This is a genomic window from Arthrobacter sp. 754 (assembly GCF_040548695.1).
Lineage (GTDB): Bacteria > Actinomycetota > Actinomycetes > Actinomycetales > Micrococcaceae > Arthrobacter.
In genome coordinates this window covers 282,768-304,640 of sequence record NZ_JBEPSC010000003.1, presented here as the reverse complement: position 1 = coordinate 304,640, position 21,873 = coordinate 282,768, and the positions used below count along the sequence as shown (strand labels likewise).

At 62.0% G+C, this 21,873-nt stretch carries 19 protein-coding genes; 6 read left to right on the top strand and 13 right to left on the bottom strand.

The features are described 5' to 3' along the window. Positions 1-21: 21 nt before the first annotated feature. The 3 genes from ABIA70_RS10855 (at position 22) to ABIA70_RS10845 (ending at position 4,670) form a co-directional block, all read left to right on the top strand. Entirely contained in the window at positions 22-1,335 is a 1,314-nt protein-coding gene (locus ABIA70_RS10855; protein ID WP_354147578.1) for a dihydrolipoamide acetyltransferase family protein, read from the top strand. A gap of 61 nt (positions 1,336-1,396) precedes the next feature. After that, a complete protein-coding gene (locus ABIA70_RS10850) occupies positions 1,397-3,082 on the top strand; it encodes a thiamine pyrophosphate-dependent enzyme (protein ID WP_157238372.1) in 1,686 nt (561 codons plus the stop codon). Between the two features lie 85 nt (positions 3,083-3,167). Next, a complete protein-coding gene (locus ABIA70_RS10845; protein WP_157238373.1) occupies positions 3,168-4,670 on the top strand; it encodes an NAD-dependent succinate-semialdehyde dehydrogenase in 1,503 nt (500 codons plus the stop codon). A gap of 91 nt (positions 4,671-4,761) precedes the next feature. Here ABIA70_RS10845 and ABIA70_RS10840 read toward each other — a convergent pair whose 3' ends face one another. Both ABIA70_RS10840 and ABIA70_RS10835 read right to left on the bottom strand, forming a co-directional pair. Beyond that, entirely contained in the window at positions 4,762-5,301 is a 540-nt protein-coding gene (locus tag ABIA70_RS10840; RefSeq protein ID WP_104997708.1) for a nuclear transport factor 2 family protein, read from the bottom strand. Positions 5,302-5,543: 242 nt separating this feature from the next. After that, a complete protein-coding gene (locus ABIA70_RS10835; protein ID WP_354147577.1) occupies positions 5,544-6,260 on the bottom strand; it encodes an NADPH-dependent F420 reductase in 717 nt (238 codons plus the stop codon). A 152-nt stretch (positions 6,261-6,412) separates the two neighbouring features. On the opposite strand from ABIA70_RS10835, the gene ABIA70_RS10830 reads away from it, so the two are divergent. Further along, positions 6,413-6,763 carry an ArsR/SmtB family transcription factor gene (locus tag ABIA70_RS10830; protein WP_104997706.1) on the top strand — a complete coding sequence of 117 codons (351 nt, stop codon included), beginning with the start codon at positions 6,413-6,415 and terminating at the stop codon, positions 6,761-6,763. On the opposite strand, the gene ABIA70_RS10825 is transcribed toward ABIA70_RS10830, so the two are convergent. From ABIA70_RS10825 to ABIA70_RS10795, 7 genes are all read right to left on the bottom strand, one after another. Then, a complete protein-coding gene (locus ABIA70_RS10825; protein WP_104997705.1) occupies positions 6,751-7,293 on the bottom strand; it encodes an NUDIX domain-containing protein in 543 nt (180 codons plus the stop codon). The genes ABIA70_RS10830 and ABIA70_RS10825 overlap by 13 nt on opposite strands. A gap of 35 nt (positions 7,294-7,328) precedes the next feature. Next, complete coding sequence (locus ABIA70_RS10820; protein WP_104997704.1) at positions 7,329-7,868, bottom strand: flavin reductase family protein; 540 nt, start codon at positions 7,866-7,868, stop codon at positions 7,329-7,331. 75 nt (positions 7,869-7,943) lie between these two features. After that, a complete protein-coding gene (locus tag ABIA70_RS10815; protein WP_104997703.1) occupies positions 7,944-8,693 on the bottom strand; it encodes an SDR family NAD(P)-dependent oxidoreductase in 750 nt (249 codons plus the stop codon). A 286-nt stretch (positions 8,694-8,979) separates the two neighbouring features. Next, entirely contained in the window at positions 8,980-10,716 is a 1,737-nt protein-coding gene (locus ABIA70_RS10810; RefSeq protein WP_354147576.1) for a flavin-containing monooxygenase, read from the bottom strand. Between the two features lie 211 nt (positions 10,717-10,927). Beyond that, on the bottom strand, positions 10,928-12,076 hold the full coding sequence (locus ABIA70_RS10805) for an FAS1-like dehydratase domain-containing protein (protein ID WP_354147575.1): 1,149 nt from the start codon (positions 12,074-12,076) through the stop codon (positions 10,928-10,930). Then, positions 12,073-14,199 carry an acetate--CoA ligase family protein gene (locus tag ABIA70_RS10800; protein ID WP_354147574.1) on the bottom strand — a complete coding sequence of 709 codons (2,127 nt, stop codon included), beginning with the start codon at positions 14,197-14,199 and terminating at the stop codon, positions 12,073-12,075. The genes ABIA70_RS10805 and ABIA70_RS10800 overlap by 4 nt, the downstream gene beginning before the upstream one ends. Beyond that, positions 14,200-14,796 carry a VOC family protein gene (locus ABIA70_RS10795; protein WP_354147573.1) on the bottom strand — a complete coding sequence of 199 codons (597 nt, stop codon included), beginning with the start codon at positions 14,794-14,796 and terminating at the stop codon, positions 14,200-14,202. Positions 14,797-14,915: 119 nt separating this feature from the next. On the opposite strand from ABIA70_RS10795, the gene ABIA70_RS10790 reads away from it, so the two are divergent. Next, entirely contained in the window at positions 14,916-15,737 is an 822-nt protein-coding gene (locus ABIA70_RS10790; RefSeq protein ID WP_354147572.1) for an IclR family transcriptional regulator, read from the top strand. On the opposite strand, the gene ABIA70_RS10785 is transcribed toward ABIA70_RS10790, so the two are convergent. The 3 genes from ABIA70_RS10785 to ABIA70_RS10775 all read right to left on the bottom strand — a co-directional run bounded on the left by ABIA70_RS10785 (position 15,723) and on the right by ABIA70_RS10775 (position 19,666). Next, complete coding sequence (locus tag ABIA70_RS10785) at positions 15,723-17,249, bottom strand: CocE/NonD family hydrolase (RefSeq protein ID WP_354147812.1); 1,527 nt, start codon at positions 17,247-17,249, stop codon at positions 15,723-15,725. The genes ABIA70_RS10790 and ABIA70_RS10785 overlap by 15 nt on opposite strands. A 76-nt stretch (positions 17,250-17,325) precedes the next feature. Beyond that, positions 17,326-18,582: a M24 family metallopeptidase gene (locus ABIA70_RS10780; RefSeq protein WP_104997696.1), complete on the bottom strand. Its 1,257-nt coding sequence runs from the start codon at positions 18,580-18,582 to the stop codon at positions 17,326-17,328. A 247-nt stretch (positions 18,583-18,829) separates the two neighbouring features. After that, positions 18,830-19,666: a crotonase/enoyl-CoA hydratase family protein gene (locus ABIA70_RS10775; RefSeq protein ID WP_104997695.1), complete on the bottom strand. Its 837-nt coding sequence runs from the start codon at positions 19,664-19,666 to the stop codon at positions 18,830-18,832. 172 nt (positions 19,667-19,838) lie between these two features. Here ABIA70_RS10775 and ABIA70_RS10770 point away from each other — a divergent pair, with 172 nt between their 5' ends. After that, complete coding sequence (locus ABIA70_RS10770; RefSeq protein ID WP_354147571.1) at positions 19,839-20,714, top strand: isocitrate lyase/PEP mutase family protein; 876 nt, start codon at positions 19,839-19,841, stop codon at positions 20,712-20,714. Positions 20,715-20,882: 168 nt separating this feature from the next. Here the strand turns inward: ABIA70_RS10770 and ABIA70_RS10765 are convergent, their stop codons facing one another. Then, the gene (locus tag ABIA70_RS10765) at positions 20,883-21,698 is read right to left on the bottom strand and encodes an enoyl-CoA hydratase/isomerase family protein (RefSeq protein WP_104187857.1); all 816 of its coding nucleotides are present in this window, start codon (positions 21,696-21,698) and stop codon (positions 20,883-20,885) included. Positions 21,699-21,873: the final 175 nt, after the last annotated feature.

Below are 21,873 nucleotides of genomic sequence, written 5' to 3'. Positions count from 1 at the left end.
ATCCATCGAAGGACATTCATCATGGCAACCATCATCACCATGCCGGCCGTCGTCGCAGACGCCACCGAGGCAGCACTCCAGGACTGGCTCGTGACAATAGGCGATACCATTACCGCCGGACAGCCCATCGCCGAAATTGAGACTGAAAAAGCCACTGTTGAACTACAGGCTGAATTTCCGGGCACCATCGGAAGGCTGTTGATACAGCCGGGAACTTCCGTGGGCGTCGGTGAGCCCATTGCGGTGCTCGTGGAAGCGGGGGAAGACGAAGCGTCCATAGACAAGCAGATCGCCTCGGCCGGCGGCGCCTCACATAGCCTTGCCGAGCATCCCGTGCCCGAGGACACTGAAGCACCAACAACCCGGCGGGATACGCGGCCTGCGGCTCCGGACGCGAGCCAGGAACCGTCCCGCAATGCTCAAGGAGGGGACACGCGCATCTTCGGGTCACCCCTGGCCCGAAAGCGCGCAAAAGAAATGGGCGTCGACCTTTCAGCCTTGGCGGGCTCCGGACCCAACGGCAGGATCCTGCGCGGCGATGTTGAAGCTGCCGGAAGGCAGCAGGCAGCCACCCCCGAGTCAACTCCAAAGCCGGAAGAAACTGTCGTGCTGTCCTCAGCGGAAGCGCAGCAGGCGCCGGGGGTGCAAAACTTCCAGGACGAGCCCCTCTCGGGCATGCGCAAAGCCATCGCACGGCGGCTGACCGAGTCGAAGACTACCGTTCCCCATTTCTACGGTTCCATCGACGTCGAAATGGACGCACTCCTGGCTCTACGCAAGCAAATTAACCAGGACACGTCCGCTCAGGGACAGAAAACAACCGTCAACGATCTTGTCCTGAAAGCCCTGGGAGGTGCCCTTGTGGACGTGCCAGCTGCGAACGCGTCATGGCAAGGAGACGCCATCCGTCGCTATTCCACAGTGGATGTCTCCGTAGCCATCGCAACCGCAGACGGACTGCTGACACCGGTGGTCCGCGGCTTGGAAAGCCTTTCCCTCAGCTCTATAGGCAGAACCATGGGCGACTACAAAGAACGCGCGGGCGCCGGCCGGATCCGGCAACAGGAACTCGAGGGCGGATCCTTCAGCCTGACCAACCTGGGGATGTACGGGACGCGGGAGTTCTCCGCAATTCTCAACCCGCCCCAAGCCGGAATCCTGGCCGTGGGGGCGGCCGAGCAACGCCCGGTGGTGCGCGACGGCCAGCTGGCAGTTGCCACAGTTATGAGTTGCACCCTCTCCGCGGACCACCGGGTTATCGACGGTGCGGTGGCAGCCCAATTACTGTCCGCCTTCAAGACGCGCATTGAGAGCCCGCTCAGCATCCTCCTGTAATCGCATCCCCCACTGAATCCTGTTGCGCAAAGACGCGGCATCCAGCGAAAAGGTTTTATCCATGACTCAATTAACTGCCCAGCAAGGCGAGTTGCCAGGGGACCTGCTGCAGGCATCCCGTAAGTCCGCCGGGCACGTTATTGTTGATACGCTCGCCTCCCACGGCATCAAACGGGCCCATGTGGTGCCAGGTGAGAGCTTCCTGGACGTTCTTGACGGACTCCACGACTCGTCCATTGAAACCATCGTGTGCCGTCATGAAGGTGGCGCCACCTACATGGCCGAGGCTGACGGCAAGATGAACCAGCTGCCGGGAATCGCGATGGTTACCCGTGGTCCCGGCGCCGCCAATGCCCATGTTGGCCTGCACACCGCGTGGCAGGACTCCACCCCCATGGTGCTGTTTGTGGGTCTGATCCCCTTCGCCCACCGGGATCGTGAGGCCTTCCAGGAGTTCGACATCAAAGCCTGGTTCGATACCGGCGCCAAGCGCGTGATGGTCCTCGACCATGCCGAACGCGCTTCGGAAATCGTCGCCGAAGCCCTCTTCGCAGCCATAAGCGGACGGCCAGGCCCCGTCGTCGTTGGCCTGCCCGAAGACGTTATCCGCCAGCAGATCCCCGCCGAACTCCATCCACCCATCCCGGTCGCCACCGGTGGAATGACCACTGTGGACGCGGCCGCGCTGGCCGATGCCCTGGCCGCATCGAGCAAGCCATTGTTCGTCACCGGGGGAAATGACTGGACCCAGGAAGGCGCCGACCAGCTCACGCACTGGCTGGAAAGGCACCACATCCCGGCCGCCGCCGAATGGCGCACCGAAGGCACCATCCCCTTTGATTCGCCCTCCTACGTCGGCCCAATCGGCTACGGCCGGCCCCGCCCTACCTATGACCTGTTGGAAGAAACCGACCTGCTGATCTTTGTGGGCACCGTGCCGGGGGATGTTATTACCGACGGATTCCTCTGCCGCCAGGACTGGACCAAAAAGAACTTCCTCGTCACCATCGACCCCTCCCTCCGCGGCCGCTCCGGGCCCGTCTCCTACCAGATCCTGGCCAAACCGGACGTCTTTATCCGCGATTTGGCCAAAATCGAACTTCCAGTCAAAGACGAATGGGTGAACTGGACATCGAAAATGCGCGCCGAACAGGAAGCCTTCGCCGCTCTTCCCCCGGCGACGCCGTCGGCCGGTGCGGCACGGATGGACACCCTGATGGCCAACCTCGTCCCAACCCTCCCGCATGACGCCATGGTCACCCTCGGCGCCGGCGAACACACCAACTGGGCGCACCGCTACTTCCCCACCCAGCGCTACGCTTCCATGATCAGCGCCCGCAACGGGTCCATGGGCTACTCCATACCGTCCGCTATCGCCGCATCACTGGAATACCCCGGCAGGCGCGTAGTGACGATCGCCGGAGACGGCGAATTCCTCATGAATGGGCAGGAGCTGGCCACCGCGGCCCAGTATGGCGCCACTCCCCTGGTCATCGTGATGGACAACCAGGAGTACGGGACCATCCGCACGCATCAAGAGCGGCATTACCCCGAACGTGTTTCGGGCACCCAATTGAAAAACCCGGAGTTCGCGCTCATGGCACAGGCCTTTGGGGGTTTCGGGATCAAGGTGGAACGCGACGCCGATATTCCTGCCGCCATCGCAGCAGCGCTCCACGCGATCGATGAAGACCAAACGTTTGCACTCATCCACCTGGTGGTTGAGCAGAGGGTCAAAGCCTACTAACCCTCCCCACCAGTCTCGGCCCTGTCGAAACCGGCCAACGGCGGTTGAGCCTGCCGAAACCTACAACTGTTAAGGACTTCCCTTTATGACTGTTTCCACAATGTTCCCTGCCATTTCTCCCGAGCGGGAGGCTAGCCTGCTCGCTTCCGTTCCGACCGGCCTGCTGATCAACGGCGAGTGGCGGGACGCGTCCGACGGCGGCACGTTTGACGTGCACGACCCCGCCACCGGTGAGGTACTCGCCATCCTCGCTTCCGCCACAAGCGATGACGCGATTGCAGCGTTGGATGCCGCGGATGCCGTCCAGGCTTCGTGGGCGCGGACCGCACCCCGGGTGCGGTCGGAGATCCTGCGCCGGGCTTTTGACCTGGTTACCGAACGGGCCGAGGACTTTGCCCTGCTGATGACCCTGGAAATGGGCAAGCCCCTGGCCGAAGCCCGCGGCGAAGTCACCTATGGGGCAGAGTTCCTGCGCTGGTTCTCCGAGGAAACCGTCCGCGACTACGGCCGCTACCTCACCACCCCCGAGGGCAAAAACAAGATCCTGGTCCAGCACAAACCGGTGGGTCCATGCCTGCTCATCACCCCCTGGAATTTCCCGCTCGCGATGGCCACCCGCAAAGTCGCTCCCGCCGTCGCGGCGGGCTGCACCATGGTCCTCAAACCCGCCAAACTCACCCCGCTGACGGCGCAGTACTTCGCGCAGACCATGCTCGACGCCGGCCTGCCCGCCGGCGTCCTCAACGTCGTCGCCTCCTCCTCCGCGTCGGGAATTTCCGGGCCGCTGCTGAAGGACTCCCGCCTCCGGAAGGTGAGCTTCACCGGCTCCACCCCGGTCGGCAAGCGGCTGATGGCCGACGCCGCCCAGAACGTGCTCCGCACCTCGATGGAACTCGGCGGGAACGCCCCCTTCATCGTCTTCGAGGACGCGGACCTCGACAAAGCCGTCGAAGGGGCGATGGCGGCGAAGATGCGGAACATGGGTGAAGCCTGCACCGCCGCCAACCGTTTCCTCGTCCACGAATCCGTCGCAACCGAATTCACGGCCAAGTTCGCCGCGGCGATGGGCGCGCTGGCCACCGGCCGCGGCACCGACCCCGCCACCCAGGTGGGCCCGCTGATCGACGCCGGCGCCAGGGACGACGTGCACGCACTGGTGAGTGCCGCCGTCGACGCCGGAGCAACAGCCGTCACCGGCGGCGCACCCGTGGATGGTCCCGGCTACTTCTACCAGCCCACGGTCCTCGGAGGCGTGCCCAACGATGCTGCGATCCTGGGCCAGGAAATCTTCGGACCCGTCGCCCCCGTCACCACCTTCACAACGGAAGAGGACGCCGTCCGGCTGGCCAACGCCAGCGAATACGGCCTCGCCTCCTACCTGTACAGCCGCGACTTCAACCGTCTCCTGCGTGTGGCAGAACAGATTGAATTCGGCATGGTTGGGTTTAACGCCGGCGTCATCTCCAACGCCGCGGCACCCTTCGGCGGCGTCAAGCAATCCGGCCTCGGCCGCGAAGGCGGATCAGAGGGCATCGCCGAATACACCACCACCCAATACATCGGCATCGCCGACCCCTACGCCAACTAAAACCGCAAACGCCAAAGCGCCTGCCGGCCCAGTAGAGGACCGGCAGGCGCTTTTAGGTGGTTCATGGAAAGCCAGCTGAGCAGGTGCAGGGCTACCGCGAGAATTCGGTCGGCGGGCTGTCGACCCAGTCCTTGTAGATCGGGTCCTCGGGATGCCAGGCTCCCCAGTGCGAGACGCGGGGGACGCCCACGATGTCCCAGTCCGAGTTGACGGGCCGGACGTCGATCCAGTCCCAGATGCAGGTGCGGTGAAGGATTTTCCACACGCCGTCGCGCTTTTCGCACAAGTCGCGGTAGCGGCCGGCCTGGAACATTGTCACCTCGGGGTCCTTGAACGGGACCACGCAGATGAACGTGCTTTCGCGCTTGGCCCGGTTGCCGTCGATCTCGGACAGGACGTTGGAGATGTGGTGGCTGCAGCTGTGGATCTTGTCGTGCCAGGTCATGGCTGCATCAGCCCACTCCTGGCCGTTTCCGACATAGCCGCCGTGATTATCGAATGAATCAGGCCAATATGTGGATTTCATCAGCTCGCGGTCGTGCCGGTCGGCGCCCCTCGCATACAACATGAGGTTGTCATGGAGGGCTTGTTTGTCATACAACTCAGTCAGTTGAGCATCTGTGAGGGACATGTATCCAGACTTTCTATTCCAAACGCCAGGCAGCTTCTTTGCGGCCCTCGTGAGAAACTACGCTAAAAGCAGGCGTTGCTGGACGGATAGCATCTTGGGCGCCATGCAGTTGGGAAACTGCGTCAGGCGCGCCCGCTACCGGGACGGCCTCCGTCGGCACCGTGTAAGAACCCGCATGCGCCGCTGACCTTAGTGCCGCCGTCAAAGGCGTGCCACTCAGGCCAGCAGGCGTGGAATGGTTCCTAGAAGGTGCGCGCGGCAACCCGAACCGGTTCGGCGCGCTTCAGTGCGTCACGCAGCCGTTCAGCGGGCACCGGCGCGGCGGGAGCTTCGAGCATGCGGTCGTCCGGGGTTGCGGGGTCCGCCAGGTAAAGCTTGGTGTAGGCACGGGCTTCCGGCTCGAAACGCCAGCTCTCAGCCAACGGACCGGCGTCCACTGCATCGAAGCCCAGTTGCTCGATAAGGCTCATGACCTTGGTCTTGGCGGAAGCGTCATCGCCAGCCACGGGCAGGGCGGTACGATCGGGGGCGCCAGAGGGGCGCGCCAGCTGGGGGATGTGGTGCGCGAGGATGTTGTTAAAGGCCTTCGTCAGGCCGGCTCCTTGAAAGTGCCGTAGCAGGAGCTCGCTAGTAGTCACCCTTTCCTCGTCGAGCTCTGCAACCCTTCCGTCCCGGAACGGGTAGTAGTTTGTGGTGTCGAGCACCGCCTTGCCTTCAAGCAGGGACGCAGGAATAGCAGTGTGCGCGGTCAGCGGCACGGACAACACAACTATGTCTCCGGCCGCCGCCGACTGCTCGATGGTGCCTGCGGAAGCCAGGGGACCCAACTCTGAGACGAGGCTGGCAAGAGTCTCCGGGCCGCGGGAATTGGACAGCACTACGGGGATGCCGGCACTTACGGCGAGACGAGCGATGGCAGCACCGATGTTCCCGGTGCCAATGATTCCAAGGGTGGGCATTTTTTGTTTCCTCAGTCGAGAGTCGTGGATGGGGCGGGAACCTGAAAGCTACGGCCCGTTGATGGCACGCACTGGTGGGTGGGCCTGGCGTTAAACGTATCCTATGTTCGCGTCAGCGTAAACATAGGCGGTTTTGGCGATAGACTGGGCACATGGCCAGCCGAACTTCCACCCCCCTCACGCACCCTGACGTAAGTGAACTGGACCTGTTCCGCCTGATGGCTGCCGTGACTGACCCGGTGCGGCTGGGGATCGTCATCAAGCTGGCTGGCAGCAACGAGGACATCCCGTGCACCGACTTTGCCCTGCCAGTGACAAAGTCTGCCGGGACCCGCCACTTTCGGGTGTTGCGTGAGGCTGGCGTGATCCATCAGCATGACGTAGGTGTCCGCCGCATGAGCCGGCTGCGCAGCGATGACCTGGAAGTGCGCTTCCCCGGCCTGCTGAAACTGATCCTCCAGGAGGCTGCCCACTTCAACCACGGGGATCGTCAGGCCTCCTGACCTGGAGCGGCACGCAGGATCCATCCCGGGGATGCCCCGGGTTCAGGTGCCGGAACGGTACGCGGGACATGACCGGTCGCATCGAGTACGTTGTCCAGCCAGTCCACGCGGTTAGTGAAACGCTTGGCCTTGTGCGGAGCGGTCCACCGGTAGGCATCGTTTTCCCAATTGATCTTCAGCCGCCGTCGGGACGTCAAGGCAGTGAAGGTATGGATGAGCCACGGATTGCCCAAGCCGTCAGCCACCACCAAGTCCGGTCCCGGCAGGAGTCCCAGGAGGTCTTTGGTTTGCAGACCGGCTTCTTCAAACAACTCTTCAAGGGTCTGCTGTTCAGGCGTGGCCCCGGCTTCCATAAATCCGGTAATGCAGTGCCAAAGGCCTCTGTCGTGGCCAAGATTTCCGCTTCTTCTGAACAGTGCAATCTTGTCCCGCCACTGGATGACGGCCGCTATCACGGTCCGGTCCGCTGGGATGTCATGCGCAGCGCGCGAGGGAAACCTCCCGCCGGACGCCGCATCAACGACGCTCATATTGTCATTCCAACGCACAGCAACCGCTCTGTCTGCTACACGACGTCGATCGACTGAGCGTTGACGAGCTCGCGGAACTTGGCGCCGTGCCAAATGAGCGGCTCGTTTTCGCCCACTCCGAGCTTCTTCACCTCAAGCAGCGCCATCCAGTGATCGCCGGCCTCTGAAACTTCGTGGACCGAGCACTCGAGCCACAACGCCGCATCTTCTATGAACACTGCCCCGTCCTCACCGACGTCGATAGCCACCTGCTCAAAACGTGCAGCACGGTCCTTGCCTGCGAGCTTGCGGGTCAGATGTCCCTGCCCCTTGCCAAAGATCGAAACCCCAAGTGAAGCCGCATCCTTGATCTGCTCCCATGTCTCCGACGACTTCTGCACAGCTACCGCGACGAGGCACGGTTCGAGCGACACGCCAACCATGAACGATGACGCGACGAGTGCATGCTTCTCGTCGCCGGATTCGACCGCGAGCACCGCCACTCCTGACGGAAACTGTGCGAACGTGCTTCTCACCAGCAAAGGGTCGTTGCCGAATGCGCTGACCTTCGGCCGGGTCATAAATTTTTGGGTCATGGGTTTTCTTCCTCTCGGTGCCCGTGTGGGAACTATCGCTCTTTGACCATTCCCGGGCCGAATACGTCTGGGCAGTTACGCGGCCGTCTGGCCGCCATCGATAGGCAGTGCGACGCCGGTGATGTACGAAGACTGCTCACTGGCGAGGAACAGGACGGCATTGGCTACTTCTTCTGCGGTTCCGACGCGACGTGCCGGAACCATATTGATGAGATAGTCGGCGGCGGCAGGGTTTTCCGCCAGAGCTTCTTCCATCATTGGAGTCCTTATGGGGCCAGGGCAGATGGAGTTTGCGCGGATATTCCGCTCCGCGTATTCGAGGGCGATGGTGCGGGTCAGCCCGAGGAGGCCGGTCTTGGCTGCGCTGTAACCGCCGTAGAGAGGCGTCCCCATCAAGGCTGCAGCCGAGGCCACGTTGACGATCGATCCCCCGCCCTGCTCGAGCATGGCGGGAATTGCATACTTCATTGTGAGGAAAGCGCCCCGGAGATTTACGTTAATCATCTTGTCGAAGTCCGACTCCAGCGCCTCATGGTGCTGCACCATGGGAGCATTTGCCCCTGCAATATTGCAAAGAATGTCGAGGCCACCGAACTCGCTAATTGCCAGATCAACCATTGCTTTCGCGTCTCCAGCTTTTGAAATGTCAGCTTGGATCGGCACCGTTCGGTCTCCGAGCTCCACAGCCGTTTTCTCCTGGGCCCCCGAGAAGTCCGCCAAGACGATGTTTGCGCCCTGCTGATGAAAAAGGCGGGCAGTTGCCAAACCCATGCCTGAGCCGGCACCGGTGATTATTGCGGTCTTGCCTTCGAGTACGTTGCTCATTGCTATTCCTTCACGTCCGGGGAAGCTCACGGGATCTCCTTTGATCTCAGTGCGTAGCCTTCTTGCTGACTTCGCCCACAATCAACGCTAAGTGCGGGTGGGGCTGCACCGGGATGGCCATCGGCGCCAACAAGGAATGAAACCGCGCCAAAAGTGTGTCCTCTCGCGGGGCCGGCAAAAGCCCTTGCGCCGCATGTCGGCAACCAGAGGGCGGGAATAAGAAGGCTCCCCGCAAGCCTGAACTGGATGACCAGTCCGGCTTCCGGGGAGCCCGATGGCTGTCTATCTACTTTGCCGTGAGGACCGCGTCAAGGCTTCGGTTTTCGTTCGTGCTTTGTCCTGAATTACCAGGTGCAAAAGCCTTTGTGAACACAAAGCCGCGGTAGTCGTCGGCGACAACTTCTTGAACCTTTTTGACGTACTTGTCGAAGCCACCCGCATACGGAATGAAATAGCGCGAGCCGTCGTACTTGTTGACATGGACCATGTAGTTGTCCACGGCACGGCGCAAGAGCGGCGCCGCAATCTCATTGCAGTGATCGCCCCACTCCCGCTCTGCCTCAAGGCTGGCCTCGATGCGGACTGCGCCCTTCTTTTCGGCCTGCGCAATGATGTCGGCCACCAAATCAACGTGTTGGTTGTTCCCCACGAAGAAGTTTGCGAGCACACTCGGGCTTTGCGCACCGGTAAGCATAAACAGGTTCGGGAATCCATGCGTCATCACCCCCAGATGGGTCTGCGGCTTATGCTTCCACCGGTCGCTCGGCTGCTGGCCGTGCTCGTTGCGGACGTTGGCCTGGTCGAGGGCGCCCGTAAAGGCCTCGAAGCCGAGGGCAAAGACGATCAGGTCAACCTCGTACTCATTGTTCCGGGTCTTAATCCCCGTCTTGGTGATGCGCTCGATCGGATCACTTCTCAAGTCCACGAGACTGACATTGCTTTGATTGAAGATCGGGTAATACCCGGTATCAATGCAGAGCCGACGGATGCCAATCGGGTAGGAGGTAGGCATGAGCTTCTCGGCGGTCTCGGGATCGTCGATCATGTCGCGGATCTTGCCGCGGACGAACTCTGCGACGACGTTGTTGACATCGATGTTCGTCCCCTGATCGGAGAAAGTTCCGAGCAGGGTCTGGCCCCCGAAGGCCCATCTGGACTCGAGAATCTGCTGCTGCTGTTCTTCCGAGAAGTCGGAAGCCTTGCCCGCAAAGCCCTGCATAACATAACCGACCGGGGAGTTATATGACTCGTCACGCAGTTGCAGAACCTTCTTGTTGAGGCGGGCCTTCTTCCTCCTGTCCGCCGGTCCATTGTGTGCGGGGATCGAGTAGTTCGGGGTCCGCTGCAGGACGTAGAGTTGCGCGGCTGTTTTGGCCATTTCCGTAGCAGCCTGCACACCCGAAGACCCCGTTCCAATGAGGGCCACGCGCTTGCCGGCAATCTCAACGGGGGTTTGAGGCCAATGTGCGGTTTGATACCACTCCCCCTCGAAATCGTCGAGTCCCGGGAAGTCCGGCTTCCGCGGCTTGGAGAGCTGTCCTGTCGCCATCACCAGATAGCGAGCCCAAACCGTTCGGCCGGTATTGGTCTTGATGAGGTACTTGTTCTCCTGGGGCTGCCAATCGGCGGACGTCACCCAGGTGCTTAGTGAGAGGTTGCGGCGCACATCGAGGCGGTCCGCCACGTAGTTCAAGTACCGCAGGATTTCGGGTTGTGCGGCATATCGCTCGCTCCAGTCCCATCCCGCGTACAACTCGGGATCAAACATGAAGGCGTAGCTGTGGCTCTCCAAGTCCACGCGGGCGCCCGGGTAGGCGTTGTGATACCAGACGCCCCCGACGCCGTCTGCTCCTTCGAAGCCGTGAACGTCGTGTCCCAGGTCGGCGAACCGGTGGAGGGCGTAGATGCCCCCCATGCCCGCGCCGATGACGACGACGGAATATTCCTCAGTCTCACCCGCGGGGTTCTGGAGGTGGTTGTTTGACATGGCTTCGCTCCCTGGACGCGCGTCTTCACTGGTCACTGGGCGTCACCACTCGTTGGATGGAACAACCCATCCTGGTTCTGTACTTTTGAAAAGCCCACCGGATCTCCTTTGATGTCAGTGCGTCGGCTACTTCGCCGATCTTTGTTCACAAATAACGCTAAGAGCCGCCGGGTCCTGACCGGCATGGCAATGGACGCCAATAAGGCGGGAAAATGCGTCAGCTATTCACGCTTCGACCGGACGTGGGTCAACTGCTCCGGGTCTCGGCCAGCGAGACGACCGCCACGGCACTCGTGGTCTCCACACCCAGTTGATTGATGGCCTTCATCGTGACCTCAGCGCACGCTCCGTGGGCCTCGTCCCGGAACACGCGGGTGACCTCGCCTCCGATCCACTGGGTGTCACCGAAGACACCGGGCTGTTTGATGCGCACCGAAAGCGATACGAGATCCGCGTCGTCCCCCATCCAGTTGGTCACGCAGTGTGCCATCCACGAGACGCGCTGATTGCCGTTGTCGTACGCTCCCGGCATGCCGATGGCGTGCGCCATGGCGGCGTCCTGGTGCCCCAGGCTTGGGAAGGGCTCGGAGAGGAAGTGCTCGGGACCGAGGTTCGTCGGCGCGCTTGGGTCCCCGTTCCTCACCCGCTCCTGTTGGCGCACGCGGGTCTCGACGCCGCGGTAGCCGGCGGTACCGATCGCTCCGGCATAGTAGGCGGTCATGGTGATGAGGTCGAGCGGCCCCTTGACTACCTGCGGTATAACGTCACCGACGGACACCGTCTCGGCAAAGCGCGTGCGCTGACCGCGGATCTCCTCAGCCAGGATCGCGGCCCGGATCTGTTCCTTCTCCTCGTCCGTGTAGACATGGGGGTCGCGCGGTTCGTGCATCCGCTGGCCCTCGGAACTTCGAGCCACGCAGACGATCGTATTGCGGACGATCCCCACAAGTTCCTCGCCGACGAAGTAATCGGTGCGCCCCACCTGCTCCACCAGGCGGCCGGAGCGGCGGCCCACGCGTTCACGGACGTCCTCCACGAAGGCTCGGGCGCGGACCCGCTCGCCCAAGCGGATCGGTCGTCGGAAGTCGAGGTCGGCACCGAGGTGGATAGCCTGGATGCCCTCCGACATCCCCATCGCGACTTCGGCGTCGCACACGGAGTAGAGGAATGTAGGGGGTGCGATCCGGCTGCCGTAACGCGTTGTCTGCCCGTACGAATCCGACAGCCACAGCGGGTTCTCGTCACCGATCCCCCATGCGTAGTGGCGGATTGAGTCGGTGCTGGCCTCCTCGTTCCATTGCACAACAACGGCGGACTCACCGATGAAGCTCTTCATGTAGGCGACGTCTTCATCGGTAATCTGCTTTGCCGGTACGCCCGTGGTGGCGGCGGTCATGGTGTTGGTCCTGACGAGGCGCTGGGGACCGATACAACAGCGTCGACCACCGTGACGGTTGATGTTGCCGGGTCCGCAAGGATCGGATTGAACTCGAACTCGTGGATGTTTCCTTGCTGTTCCGCCCACGCAAGAATGTCCATCACCGTAGCGGTGAGCGCGTCGAGGGTCTTCCCGCCGGCTTCCCCGCGAAGGCTGGTGGCCACCACGCGCGCGTCAGAGATAGCTTGGCGGACCTCCGGCCGGGACACTGGCAGCGGAAGGATACTGATATCGTCAATCGCCTCAGTCATGCCTCCCCCCGCCCCGATGACGAGGACTGGACCGAACTCGGGATCGCGCCGGAGCCCCACGAGGACTTCGGTCTTCCCTGGGGCCATCGCCTGGACGGAGATCGTCGCGGCCTCCCCCTGGATGGATGTGAGCTGGGAGGCTGCCGCGCGCGCGCTGTCGGAGTCATTGACGCCTATGAAGACGCCTCCGGCGTCGGCCTTGTGAAGGATCTCGGCATCATCGATTTTGATCGCTACCGGGAAGCCGATTTCCTCGGCAGCCCGGACGACGCCGTCGACATCACGGACGGCGCGGCTTGCCGGTACAGGAACGCCGGACTTGGCCAGGGATTCGGCCACCTCGCGCCAGGTCAGGTTGCACGTCCCGCCCGTTGTTACCGCCTTGAGCGCCGCCCCTACCAGCTCGCCGCGATTGGCACGGGTGCGTTGGACCTGCGCCCAGGAGGATGCGGCCGCGACGGCATCCAATGCCCGCCCGGCTGTGGGGAGGGACAGGACTCCCGCCTTGCGCAGGACTCCTGCCTGGGCAGCAGTGACCCGGTCGTCCTCGGACAGGGGGACCACCATGACACGTACTCCCGCCGGGATGGTCATAGCGGCGAGACCGGCCGCCAGCTCATCGAAGTCGTGCGCAAGCCGGGTCGCCGTCACGATGACCCATCCGCCGGACGTCGTGGCGAGAACCCGCTCAACGATGCGCAGGTAGTCAGCAGTTGTGGACTGTACTCCGACGTCGATGGGATTGCCGAGGTGATTGCTGCCCACCGCCTCGCCTATTGAGTGGAGCGCTTCCGGTTCAAGATCGCGGAACGCCAGGCCGCGGTCGTCGGCCAGGTCGTTCCAAAGCCCTACCTGGGCGCCGGAGGTGGTGACTACGGTCAACTCCTGGTCGCGGCCGGAGAGCCGCCCGTGGAAGACGTCGAAGGTCTCGGTCAGGTCAAGGAGCTGCTCCGGCGAGGTGCACACCATTCCGAAACGGTGGCGGAGGACGCTTAGAGCGACGCGGCCGCTGCCTGCGAGTTTGCCGGTATGGGACTGGGCGCTCATCGCGCCGCGGGTGGACCGACCCAGCTTCAGGATGATGACCGGGACACCGCGATCCCCCGCAGCGGTTGCAGCGGCCTCGAGATCATCGTTTGCGCTGAAGCTCTCGACGATGCAGGTGAGGACATGCGTGTCCGGATCAGCGCCCAGCCACTGCGCCCAGTCGGTAAAGCCCGTCGAAATCTCGTTCCCGGAGCTGGCCCAGGCGCTCAATCCGCTGGCGCCGCGTGCGGCGAGGGACTGCATGAGCGCGTTTCCCAGTCCGCCGCTCTGGCTGAACATCGCCACGTGACCGGCCGGAATTGCGCCGCGTTGCAGGACAGATGAGAAGGTTGCGGTCAGTGACCGGCCAACGTGCATGAAGCCGATGCAGTTAGGGCCGATGAGTCGGGTGGTGCCCTTAGCCAATTCCGCACGGAGCAGCTCGTCGCGGTCATGCCGGCCTGTTTCACCGAAGCCGGCGGCGAACGCGACCGCGAAGGGGACGCCAAGCGCGACGCATTCGCGCAGATCCTCGATGACCCTGTCGGCGGGCCCCACGAGGACGGCGACGTCGGGCACCTCGGGGAGGTCGGAGAGCGTCTCCACCGTGGGTACACCGAGCACTTCCTTGTGCACGCTGCTGACCGCGTAGTACCGCCCCTCGAATCCGAGGCGGGATAGGTAATCGAGTGTCCGCCCTGAGGTCTTCCAGGGATCCCGGGAGGGACCAACCACAGCTACACTCTCTGCCTTCAACGGGTTATCGATGCGCACGGGGCTCAAAACAGCCTTGTTCTCCAACATTTACATTCCTCCAGTCCGTCGCACGGTCGCCGGCCTTCGGGTAGCCGGAATTTCTATTGCCTCGACCACCACGCCGAGATCACGGTCGGTGTCAAAGTAGGCGAATCCGCCATCGCCGCCCTGGCCATAACCGCGCGCTGTTTGGGTAACCCGGTAGCCGGCTCCCTCCATAAGCGCGATCGCCGCATCCAGGTTGTCCACGAATACACCCAGGTGGTGGAGGCCGGTGCGGCCCTGCTCGGTGAACTCGTGGTAGATGCTTGGGCCGGCCAAGGGCTGGATGAGTTCAATCTGCGGATTGGAACCGCCCATGGCGAGGCGCATCGCGAAAGCACCTTCCTCGGCGCCAAAGCGCGACCAGGGCATGAACTCCTGGTCGTAGTGGTAACAATTCCACTCTTCGATGCCGAAGGCGCGTCCGTACAAGTCGATGGCCTCGTCGAGGTCCGACACGAGGATCCCCACCTGTCCCACGCTTCCGATTGGAACAGGACCTGCGGAATGGACCTCCGGGAGGCCTCCAAGGTCCTTCGCGGCGCCGGGCGTGGCACCGTTGCCACCATCCCCGAACTCTCTCGTTGTGATAGTTGCTTTCATAATGTAATAACTACGCTACCCTTCTGGCTGCTGTCAACGGATAAACTGCTGCCCCTGCGGGCAGGGACCCTTGTCGTGGCCTTGTGGCCCTTCTTTCGCCATGTGCGTATGATTTCCGCATGGCAAGTACAGCTAAGACAGCCGCTAAAACGTCCACCGACACCGAAGCACCGAAGGACTTGGTCCAGTCGGTTGCCCGTGCGCTCAACATCGTTGATGTCGTTGCGGCGTCGAAGGAGCCGATGCGGGCTCAGTCGATCGCGAGCGCAGTCAACCTGCACATTGCGACGACGTCGCATTTGCTGGCGACACTTGTACATGCCGGTTACCTGGAACGTAACGAGCGCACCTACAAGCTCGCTGCCGGGAAAATTCTGGATCTAAGTTCGCGGGTGGAAGAGGACTGGCGTCCCTCTCCGCTGGCACTCCGTCTCCTGAAAATGGTGGTTGAAGCGACTGGCGAAAGCGCCTACTTGTCCGCATGGCAGGGAGGCACCGTCACCGTGGTTGCCGTGGAGGAAGGCAGCCACGCCGTCAGGGTGGCCGACCTGCGGGTCGGTGTTTCCGGCGACATCCATGCACGCGCCTCCGGGAAGGCACTCCTCGCCTTCGGTCCGGATTCACAAATGGAACGGGTCCGCTCCGTCGATGGTGAACTCACCAGACGAACCGAACACACGATCACCACCCTTCCTGAATTCCTGGCCGATCTTGAGTTGACCAGGTCACGTGGTTACGCACTGGACCACCAGGAATACGTCCTGGGCGTCTGTGGCATGGCAGTTCCAATCTTCGAAGGATCGCAGCGCCCCCGCACCGCATTGTCGATTACGGTCCCGCTTCATCGCTTTACCAACGAGGAGCACTTCCAGCAGTGCCTCGATGCCATGATGGAAGCCCGCCGCCTGGACGACGAAGAAGGCGACTCACCCCAGCCCTAATACGTCAAGTTCCAGTACGGGCCCCTCCTCCGCACAAACGTTCAAGGATGTCCGGGGCCCGTCCTCCAAGCGGGGGAAATCCGACGTGGCAAGGTAGGCGCACAAACGCATGCCTTTCGCCACGCGAACCGAAGTGGAACCCAAATTCACGCTGATTGACTCCGCGTTTCCATCGCCCGTCCTGCTGTACGACGATCCCTCGCACAGCAACTCAGGGGCACCTGTACTGTCGAGCGTTGCCAGCTTGACGACGACCGGTGTCGGGCCAACTGCGGTCACCGTGAACCGGCAAATAACAGTGCCCATGATTTCGATATCGTCATCCAGTGGCTCCGAAACGAAGGCGTGCACGTCCTTATGGGCATGCAATGCCTCCAACAAGCGCGGACCTGAGTTCGCACCCACTTTGTAGCCGGGGAAAAATGTCCGCCCTCCGATCGTCGGGACGGGGGAATCCACTGACGACGCCGTCAGGGCAGCCATGATGGCCGTGGGATCCTCTGTGTTGCTGGGGCGCAGTCGAAGTTGCACCCGCTCGGCGCCCTCAGGCGGCCAGCTTGAGAAGCACCGCCATTCATCAGCTCCCATGGAGAAAACAGTCACAGGATGCTTAGAGTGGTTGCGGCCATCACGCACTTCCTCCAGCCAACCAAGTTGGAGCGACGTCGGGTCAAGGCTGTCGAACGAAGATGCCGGCCCGAACGAGCGGGCCGGGAACCAGCCGCCCATCAGGCCATGCGCCCAAGGTCCTATCAGGAGTCGATCATGGGCGTTCCTCGTGCCGGCGGCCTCCCGGCGGACAAAACTGGCTACCGTTCCCGGAAGGAAAATGTCGAACCATCCTCCGATGACGAAAGCTGGCACTTCAACCCGCCCGGCCAGCTCGGGATCCACCAGGGAACGGCTTCTATCCCGCCAGTCCTGCAGATAGGGCGCGAAATCACCGGCCTCCTCGAGCAGTTGGTGGAAGGTGCGGATGCGCCCCTCTGCGACGTTCCGCTCCAAGGCTGCGATCCGCGGCCGGCTTTCCTCATCGATTCCGCTGCTCGCCAGGAGAACTGATACCCAGTGTGCAAGGAATCCCAACACGACGTTGTCATCCTCATAAAGCCAGCCGGAATGGACGTCGTCAGCGGTCACAGCGGGAACGATGCCAATGAGGCCTTCAGGGTTCCTCGCCGCCGCCAACCATTGGCTGAGACCTACGTACGAGCCGCCCACCATACCCACGTTGCCGTCGGACCATGACTGTTCACGTACCCATTGGATAGTGTCCACACCATCGTCGGCTTCATTCACAAAAGGCACGAACTGGCCTTCGCTCCGGAACCGTCCCCGTACGTCCTGAACCACCACCACCCATCCGCACTCCACGGCGCGCAAAACGTTAATCCACGTGTTGGCATGTGCTGGGTCATCTTTGCAGTAAGGCGTCCGTATCAGCACTGTGGAGCGGGGTTCCCCCTCACTTGGCCGATACACATCTCCGGAGAGAGTAACGCCGTCGCGCATTTTGATAGGGACATGCTTTTCAACTATGAGCTTCATGGCAACCTTCGCTGTGTTGCTTCCACATCGGCTGGGATGCTCACCCGGCGGTTTGGACCATGTCGAGGCGCGGGTAGTGGTCAAGCAGTTCCGCACCGTTGGCCGTGACGACAACGAGGTTCTCGAGACGTACACCTCCCACCCGGTGCTCCCCTTCGATCCCTTCGATGGCAATGACCATGCCTTCTTTGATCTCCTCAGGATGGGCAAGTGACCACGAGCGCGTGATAGTCGGCGGGTTGTAGTGGATTGCCCGCGATCCTGCGTTGACGAGGCCGATCCCGTGTCCGAGTTCGATGCTGAAGCATTCCGCCTCGGACGGAAAGCCGAGGTCTTCCGCGGGTGCAAGTACGGCGGCCACGTCAGCCGTGCTGGCGCCTGGTTTCATGAGCGACATCGCCAGATCCAGGCGGTCCGTAAGCTTTGTGTAGGAGGAGCGCTCGGCTGAGGTGGGAGCGCGGCCGACGACGTACTGGCGGTAGAGGCACGCCGTGTACCCCATGTAGGAAGTTCCGCAGGTGAGCAGGTACGCGAGATCGCCATGCTCAACGATGCGGTCTCCGCCGCTGATCCCCCGGGGGAATGACAGTGGACCGGAGAGCAGACGGGCAGCTCCCACTTCCGCGCCGGCATCTTCGATGGCGCGGCGGGCCATCAAGGCAATCTGGGCCTGCTTGGTTCCGGGCCGCAACGCGGCCCGTGTCGCCTCGAAGCCTGCAGTGCTCAAGCTCGCTGCCATCGAGATACAGGAAATTTCGTCAGCTGTCTTGATCGTTGAGCATTCGAGCAACAGCGGGAGCCCGGGGATGGTCTCGATTCCGGCATCGGCCAGCGCATTCATGCCTGGCTCATCGATTTCGCTGACTGCGAGACGCTCGCCCGCGAGGGAACGTGCGGCGAGCTCATCGCGAATCTGTGCCGCGAAAACAGCTGACAGTTCGGCAATGGCAGAACTGGGCGCCACACCGCCAAGCCAGGAGATGGCTGGGCGCCAGTGCTTGATCCAGGGAGCCTGGTCGGGCATTTGCTGGAGTGATCCCGCCGGCGCGAACACGATTGGTTCGTCGTCTGCGAAGAACAGTGCGTAGCCGACCTGGAGCGAGAATTCCCCCCACCAAAAACCCGTCAGATAACGCACATTGTCCGCGCCGGTGAGCAGCAGCGCCGGTATGCCCTTCGACCGCATCAGTGCCCGCATACGGTCAGCGCGTTCACGGCGCATCCGGTCGAGATCAACGCCTACGTGCAGTTCTGTACGCGCCGGTCCGAAGTGCAATTTCTGGTGGTTTTCGGGCATCGTTGCCTTGGCCTTTCATTTTTTGTGCTGAACGGTGGTCCCGCGGCTATCGAGGCGTCGTCCGCGGCGATGCGGTCGGGCCTTCCGGGAGCCACGGGCGCCCCGTAGAAGTTCGGGAGGCCCACCGGTTGTCCGATGAGGTCAGTGATCATCCGACGTTTGTTCTGAGATAACGCTAAGAGCCGGCGGACCTTGAGCGACACGGCATAGGACGCCAATGACGTAGGAAGCCATGCCAGAATCCTGATTACGGTGCTTCAGTGGCCCGCGTTGCCTGTGCAGCGGCAACCCATGCCGGGTCGCGCCGTTCCACGAAAGCCAGGGCGCCCTCACGTGCTTCCGGTCCGCTTCGCAAGGGAGCAACGATTTCTTCCTGGGCAGCGAAGCGCGCCTCCGCCGCCGCATACCGCGACTCCGTAATGATGCGCTTGGCGGTCTTCATTGCCACGGGGCCGTTGAGCTGGATTTTCCCGGCGAGTTCGAGCGCGGTGTCGAGCGCTTTGCCCGGGTCCGTCAGCCTGTTGATGAGGCCGAGCTCGGCCAGGCGTGCCGCAGTGATGGGCTCCCCCAGCAGCGCCAGTTCCATTGCGATGTGATAGGGCATACGGTCCGGCAGGCGGAGCAGCCCGCCGCCGGCTGCGATGAGTCCCCGTTTTACCTCGGGCAGGGCAAACGACGCCGTTGAGCTGGCGACGATCAAGTCGCATGCAAGGGCAAGCTCAAATCCTCCCGCGTAGGCGTAGCCCTCGACGGCGGCAATGACAGGTTTCACCGGCGGCCGGCGGGTGATGCCGGCGAAGCCGCGTCCGTCGATGACCGGGACATCCCCTGCTGCAACCGATACGAGGTCGGCGCCGGCCGAGAAATATCCGCCTGCACCGGTGAGGATGGCGATGCTGGCAGAATCATCGGCATCAAATTCATCGAACGCGGCCGCAAGCGCGAGGGCGGTGGGCCGGTCAATCGCGTTGCGCTTGTGCGGACGGGTGATCGTTATGACGCGAACTCCTCCGGAGTTGCTGACGTGAACGCTCGGTTCATTGGTGTTGTTGCTTACTGCCTCTTGGGGCTTGGTCTGTTGCATGGTCTTCCTTTGGATCGTTTGATGAGGAGAGAGCAACACGGTGCTGACTCCCTTGTCGGCGCATTTCAAATAGTGAATGTAGTTAGCGTGATACGATAGTAACACCGCTACGTCCCGCGAAAACTCTTTCCCGTCGTAGCCATAAACTCCGACGAAAAGAAGGGAAAAGCCCATGAAACCCGCACAAAGACTCCGGGAACTGCTTGCGGACTCCAAAATGATCATCGCGCCGGGAGCCTACGATGCACTCTCGGCGAAGATGATTGAGCAAGCCGGCTTCGACGTCGTGCTCATCGCCGGCGGCACCTACTCCAACTTCCACTACGGGGTGCCGGATAACGGCTTTATTTCCCAGGGCGAACTCATCGAGGCCGGCAGGCGCGTCACGGCAATAACCGATCTGCCACTCATTCTCGACTTCGATGATGCAGGAGGATCACCTCTCCAAGCCTTCCGCGGCGTTCAGCTTGCCGAGCAAGCCGGCGTCGCAGCCCTGCTCGTCGAAGACATGGTGCCCGCAACGAAGCACTTTTGGACACCCAAAGACGGCGGAGAGCGCTGGAAGCCGCAACTCAAACTTCGCAGCGTCGAGGAGATGAGCAACATCATCCGTGCCTGCGTGGAAGCCCGGACGTCCCCGGACACGGTGATCGTTGCCCGCTCGGATGCCAGCCGCTTTGGCTTCGACAATCTCGCTGAGCGCATGGCTGCTTATTCTGCCGCCGGCGCAGACATGCTCTATCCGTGCGGCTATCCCCTTCTCGACTTGCCCAAGCTCTCGGCAGTCGTCCCTGGCAAGTACGTCATGGTGACCGTGAAGAATCCCACCCTGGAGGAGCGCCAGGAACTCGAAGACGCCGGCGTGAAGATGCTGCTGGTCATAAACACCGTGAACGGGGCCGTGGCAGGCTTCCGCGAGAATCTGTCCCTCCTGGCGCGTGGTGAGTTGCTCGAGGGTGAAGCAGAAGGCGGCGCTTACCTGCCCATCATGGAAGCAATCGATGCGGCAGAGTGGGCCCGGCGGGCCCGCCACTTCGGTTATTCCTGACAGATCTTCCAGACGCAACCGTTCCTGGCCGGGCTTTGGTTCCTGCCAGGAACGGTTTCGTCGTTTACAGCGATTCGCGTGGCGAACATCCAACGCCCTTGGTTAGCGCAGTTAAACAAGAGCAGAAAGCGCCGACGACATCTCAAGTCGTCGGCGCTTCCGTTTGTGTCAGGCGGGCGTCTTGACGCCTGCAGCGAGTTCCGGTCCGGTGAGCGGAGTCGGATTCCAGCCTTCGCCCATGGCAACAAGACCTTCGGTCATCATTCCGTGGCTGACCGCGTCATTCATGGTCTTCTTGAGCTCGTTCACCATGAGCATCCGGGTGGATCGCAGCGTCAGCGTAGGCTTCGCAGCCAGCATCCGTGCGAGCTCGTATGCCCGGGTGACTACCTGATCCTTGGGCACCACTTCGTTCACTGCACCCCATTCGTAGGCCTGCTGCGCAGTGATCTCCTGGCCGGTAAGGTGGAAGTACCGGCCGCGGTTCAAACCAATCACCAGCGGCCAGATAATCTGCATCCCGTCGCCGGGAATGTTCCCCTGGGAGAAGTGCGCATGATCGGCGAATACGGCATCCTCGGAAGCGATGACGATGTCGCAGAGCAGCGCCTGCTCATTGTGGTACCTTGCAGGACCGTTTACTGCGGCGATCATCGGGACTTCGATGTCGAGGTGGCCCAGCACAAGGCGCTTGGCGTCGTGATGGAGGCCGAGCCAGATCTCGGGTGTGACCCAGTTCTTGTTTTCAATCGGGGCTTCCTTGTCGATGAAGGTGTCGCCCGCCCCGGTAATGATGACAACGCGGTTCCCCCGGTCCCTGCTGATGTCATCCCAGAGCGATGAAACGTTATCATGGACTCCTACACCCCAGACCACGTCACTGCCATCCGTGTGGAACGTGACCAGCAGAATGCCGTCTTCATCACGCTCCAGTTTGATGTGCTGGTACTTGTCCTTGTAGTCATCAAACGTTATCCACGCCATCGTGAATCTCCTTATTTCTGTAATTGAGTGATGAGTTGCGGCTACTCGCGAATTGTCCGACCGCTGGCCATACTCTCGTAATATGAACCTTATATACAAATGGCGCAAGTTCTCAATAGTAGACGTTGAAAAAATGGCGCCGGGAATAGTGATGTGTCGAGCCCTGTCACCTACC

Bases quoted from the DNA above. Each gene is read 5' to 3' on its own strand.
- ABIA70_RS10855 (WP_354147578.1), top strand. From the start codon at position 22: ATGGCAACCATCATCACCATGCCGGCCGTCGTCGCAGACGCCACCGAG.
- ABIA70_RS10850 (WP_157238372.1), top strand. From the start codon at position 1,397: ATGACTCAATTAACTGCCCAGCAAGGCGAGTTGCCAGGGGACCTGCTG.
- ABIA70_RS10845 (WP_157238373.1), top strand. From the start codon at position 3,168: ATGACTGTTTCCACAATGTTCCCTGCCATTTCTCCCGAGCGGGAGGCT.
- ABIA70_RS10840 (WP_104997708.1), bottom strand. From the start codon at position 5,301: ATGTCCCTCACAGATGCTCAACTGACTGAGTTGTATGACAAACAAGCC.
- ABIA70_RS10835 (WP_354147577.1), bottom strand. From the start codon at position 6,260: ATGCCCACCCTTGGAATCATTGGCACCGGGAACATCGGTGCTGCCATC.
- ABIA70_RS10830 (WP_104997706.1), top strand. From the start codon at position 6,413: ATGGCCAGCCGAACTTCCACCCCCCTCACGCACCCTGACGTAAGTGAA.
- ABIA70_RS10825 (WP_104997705.1), bottom strand. From the start codon at position 7,293: ATGAGCGTCGTTGATGCGGCGTCCGGCGGGAGGTTTCCCTCGCGCGCT.
- ABIA70_RS10820 (WP_104997704.1), bottom strand. From the start codon at position 7,868: ATGACCCAAAAATTTATGACCCGGCCGAAGGTCAGCGCATTCGGCAAC.
- ABIA70_RS10815 (WP_104997703.1), bottom strand. From the start codon at position 8,693: ATGAGCAACGTACTCGAAGGCAAGACCGCAATAATCACCGGTGCCGGC.
- ABIA70_RS10805 (WP_354147575.1), bottom strand. From the start codon at position 12,076: ATGACCGCCGCCACCACGGGCGTACCGGCAAAGCAGATTACCGATGAA.
- ABIA70_RS10800 (WP_354147574.1), bottom strand. From the start codon at position 14,199: ATGTTGGAGAACAAGGCTGTTTTGAGCCCCGTGCGCATCGATAACCCG.
- ABIA70_RS10795 (WP_354147573.1), bottom strand. From the start codon at position 14,796: ATGAAAGCAACTATCACAACGAGAGAGTTCGGGGATGGTGGCAACGGT.
- ABIA70_RS10790 (WP_354147572.1), top strand. From the start codon at position 14,916: ATGGCAAGTACAGCTAAGACAGCCGCTAAAACGTCCACCGACACCGAA.
- ABIA70_RS10785 (WP_354147812.1), bottom strand. From the start codon at position 17,249: ATGCGCGACGGCGTTACTCTCTCCGGAGATGTGTATCGGCCAAGTGAG.
- ABIA70_RS10780 (WP_104997696.1), bottom strand. From the start codon at position 18,582: ATGCCCGAAAACCACCAGAAATTGCACTTCGGACCGGCGCGTACAGAA.
- ABIA70_RS10775 (WP_104997695.1), bottom strand. From the start codon at position 19,666: ATGCAACAGACCAAGCCCCAAGAGGCAGTAAGCAACAACACCAATGAA.
- ABIA70_RS10770 (WP_354147571.1), top strand. From the start codon at position 19,839: ATGAAACCCGCACAAAGACTCCGGGAACTGCTTGCGGACTCCAAAATG.
- ABIA70_RS10765 (WP_104187857.1), bottom strand. From the start codon at position 21,698: ATGGCGTGGATAACGTTTGATGACTACAAGGACAAGTACCAGCACATC.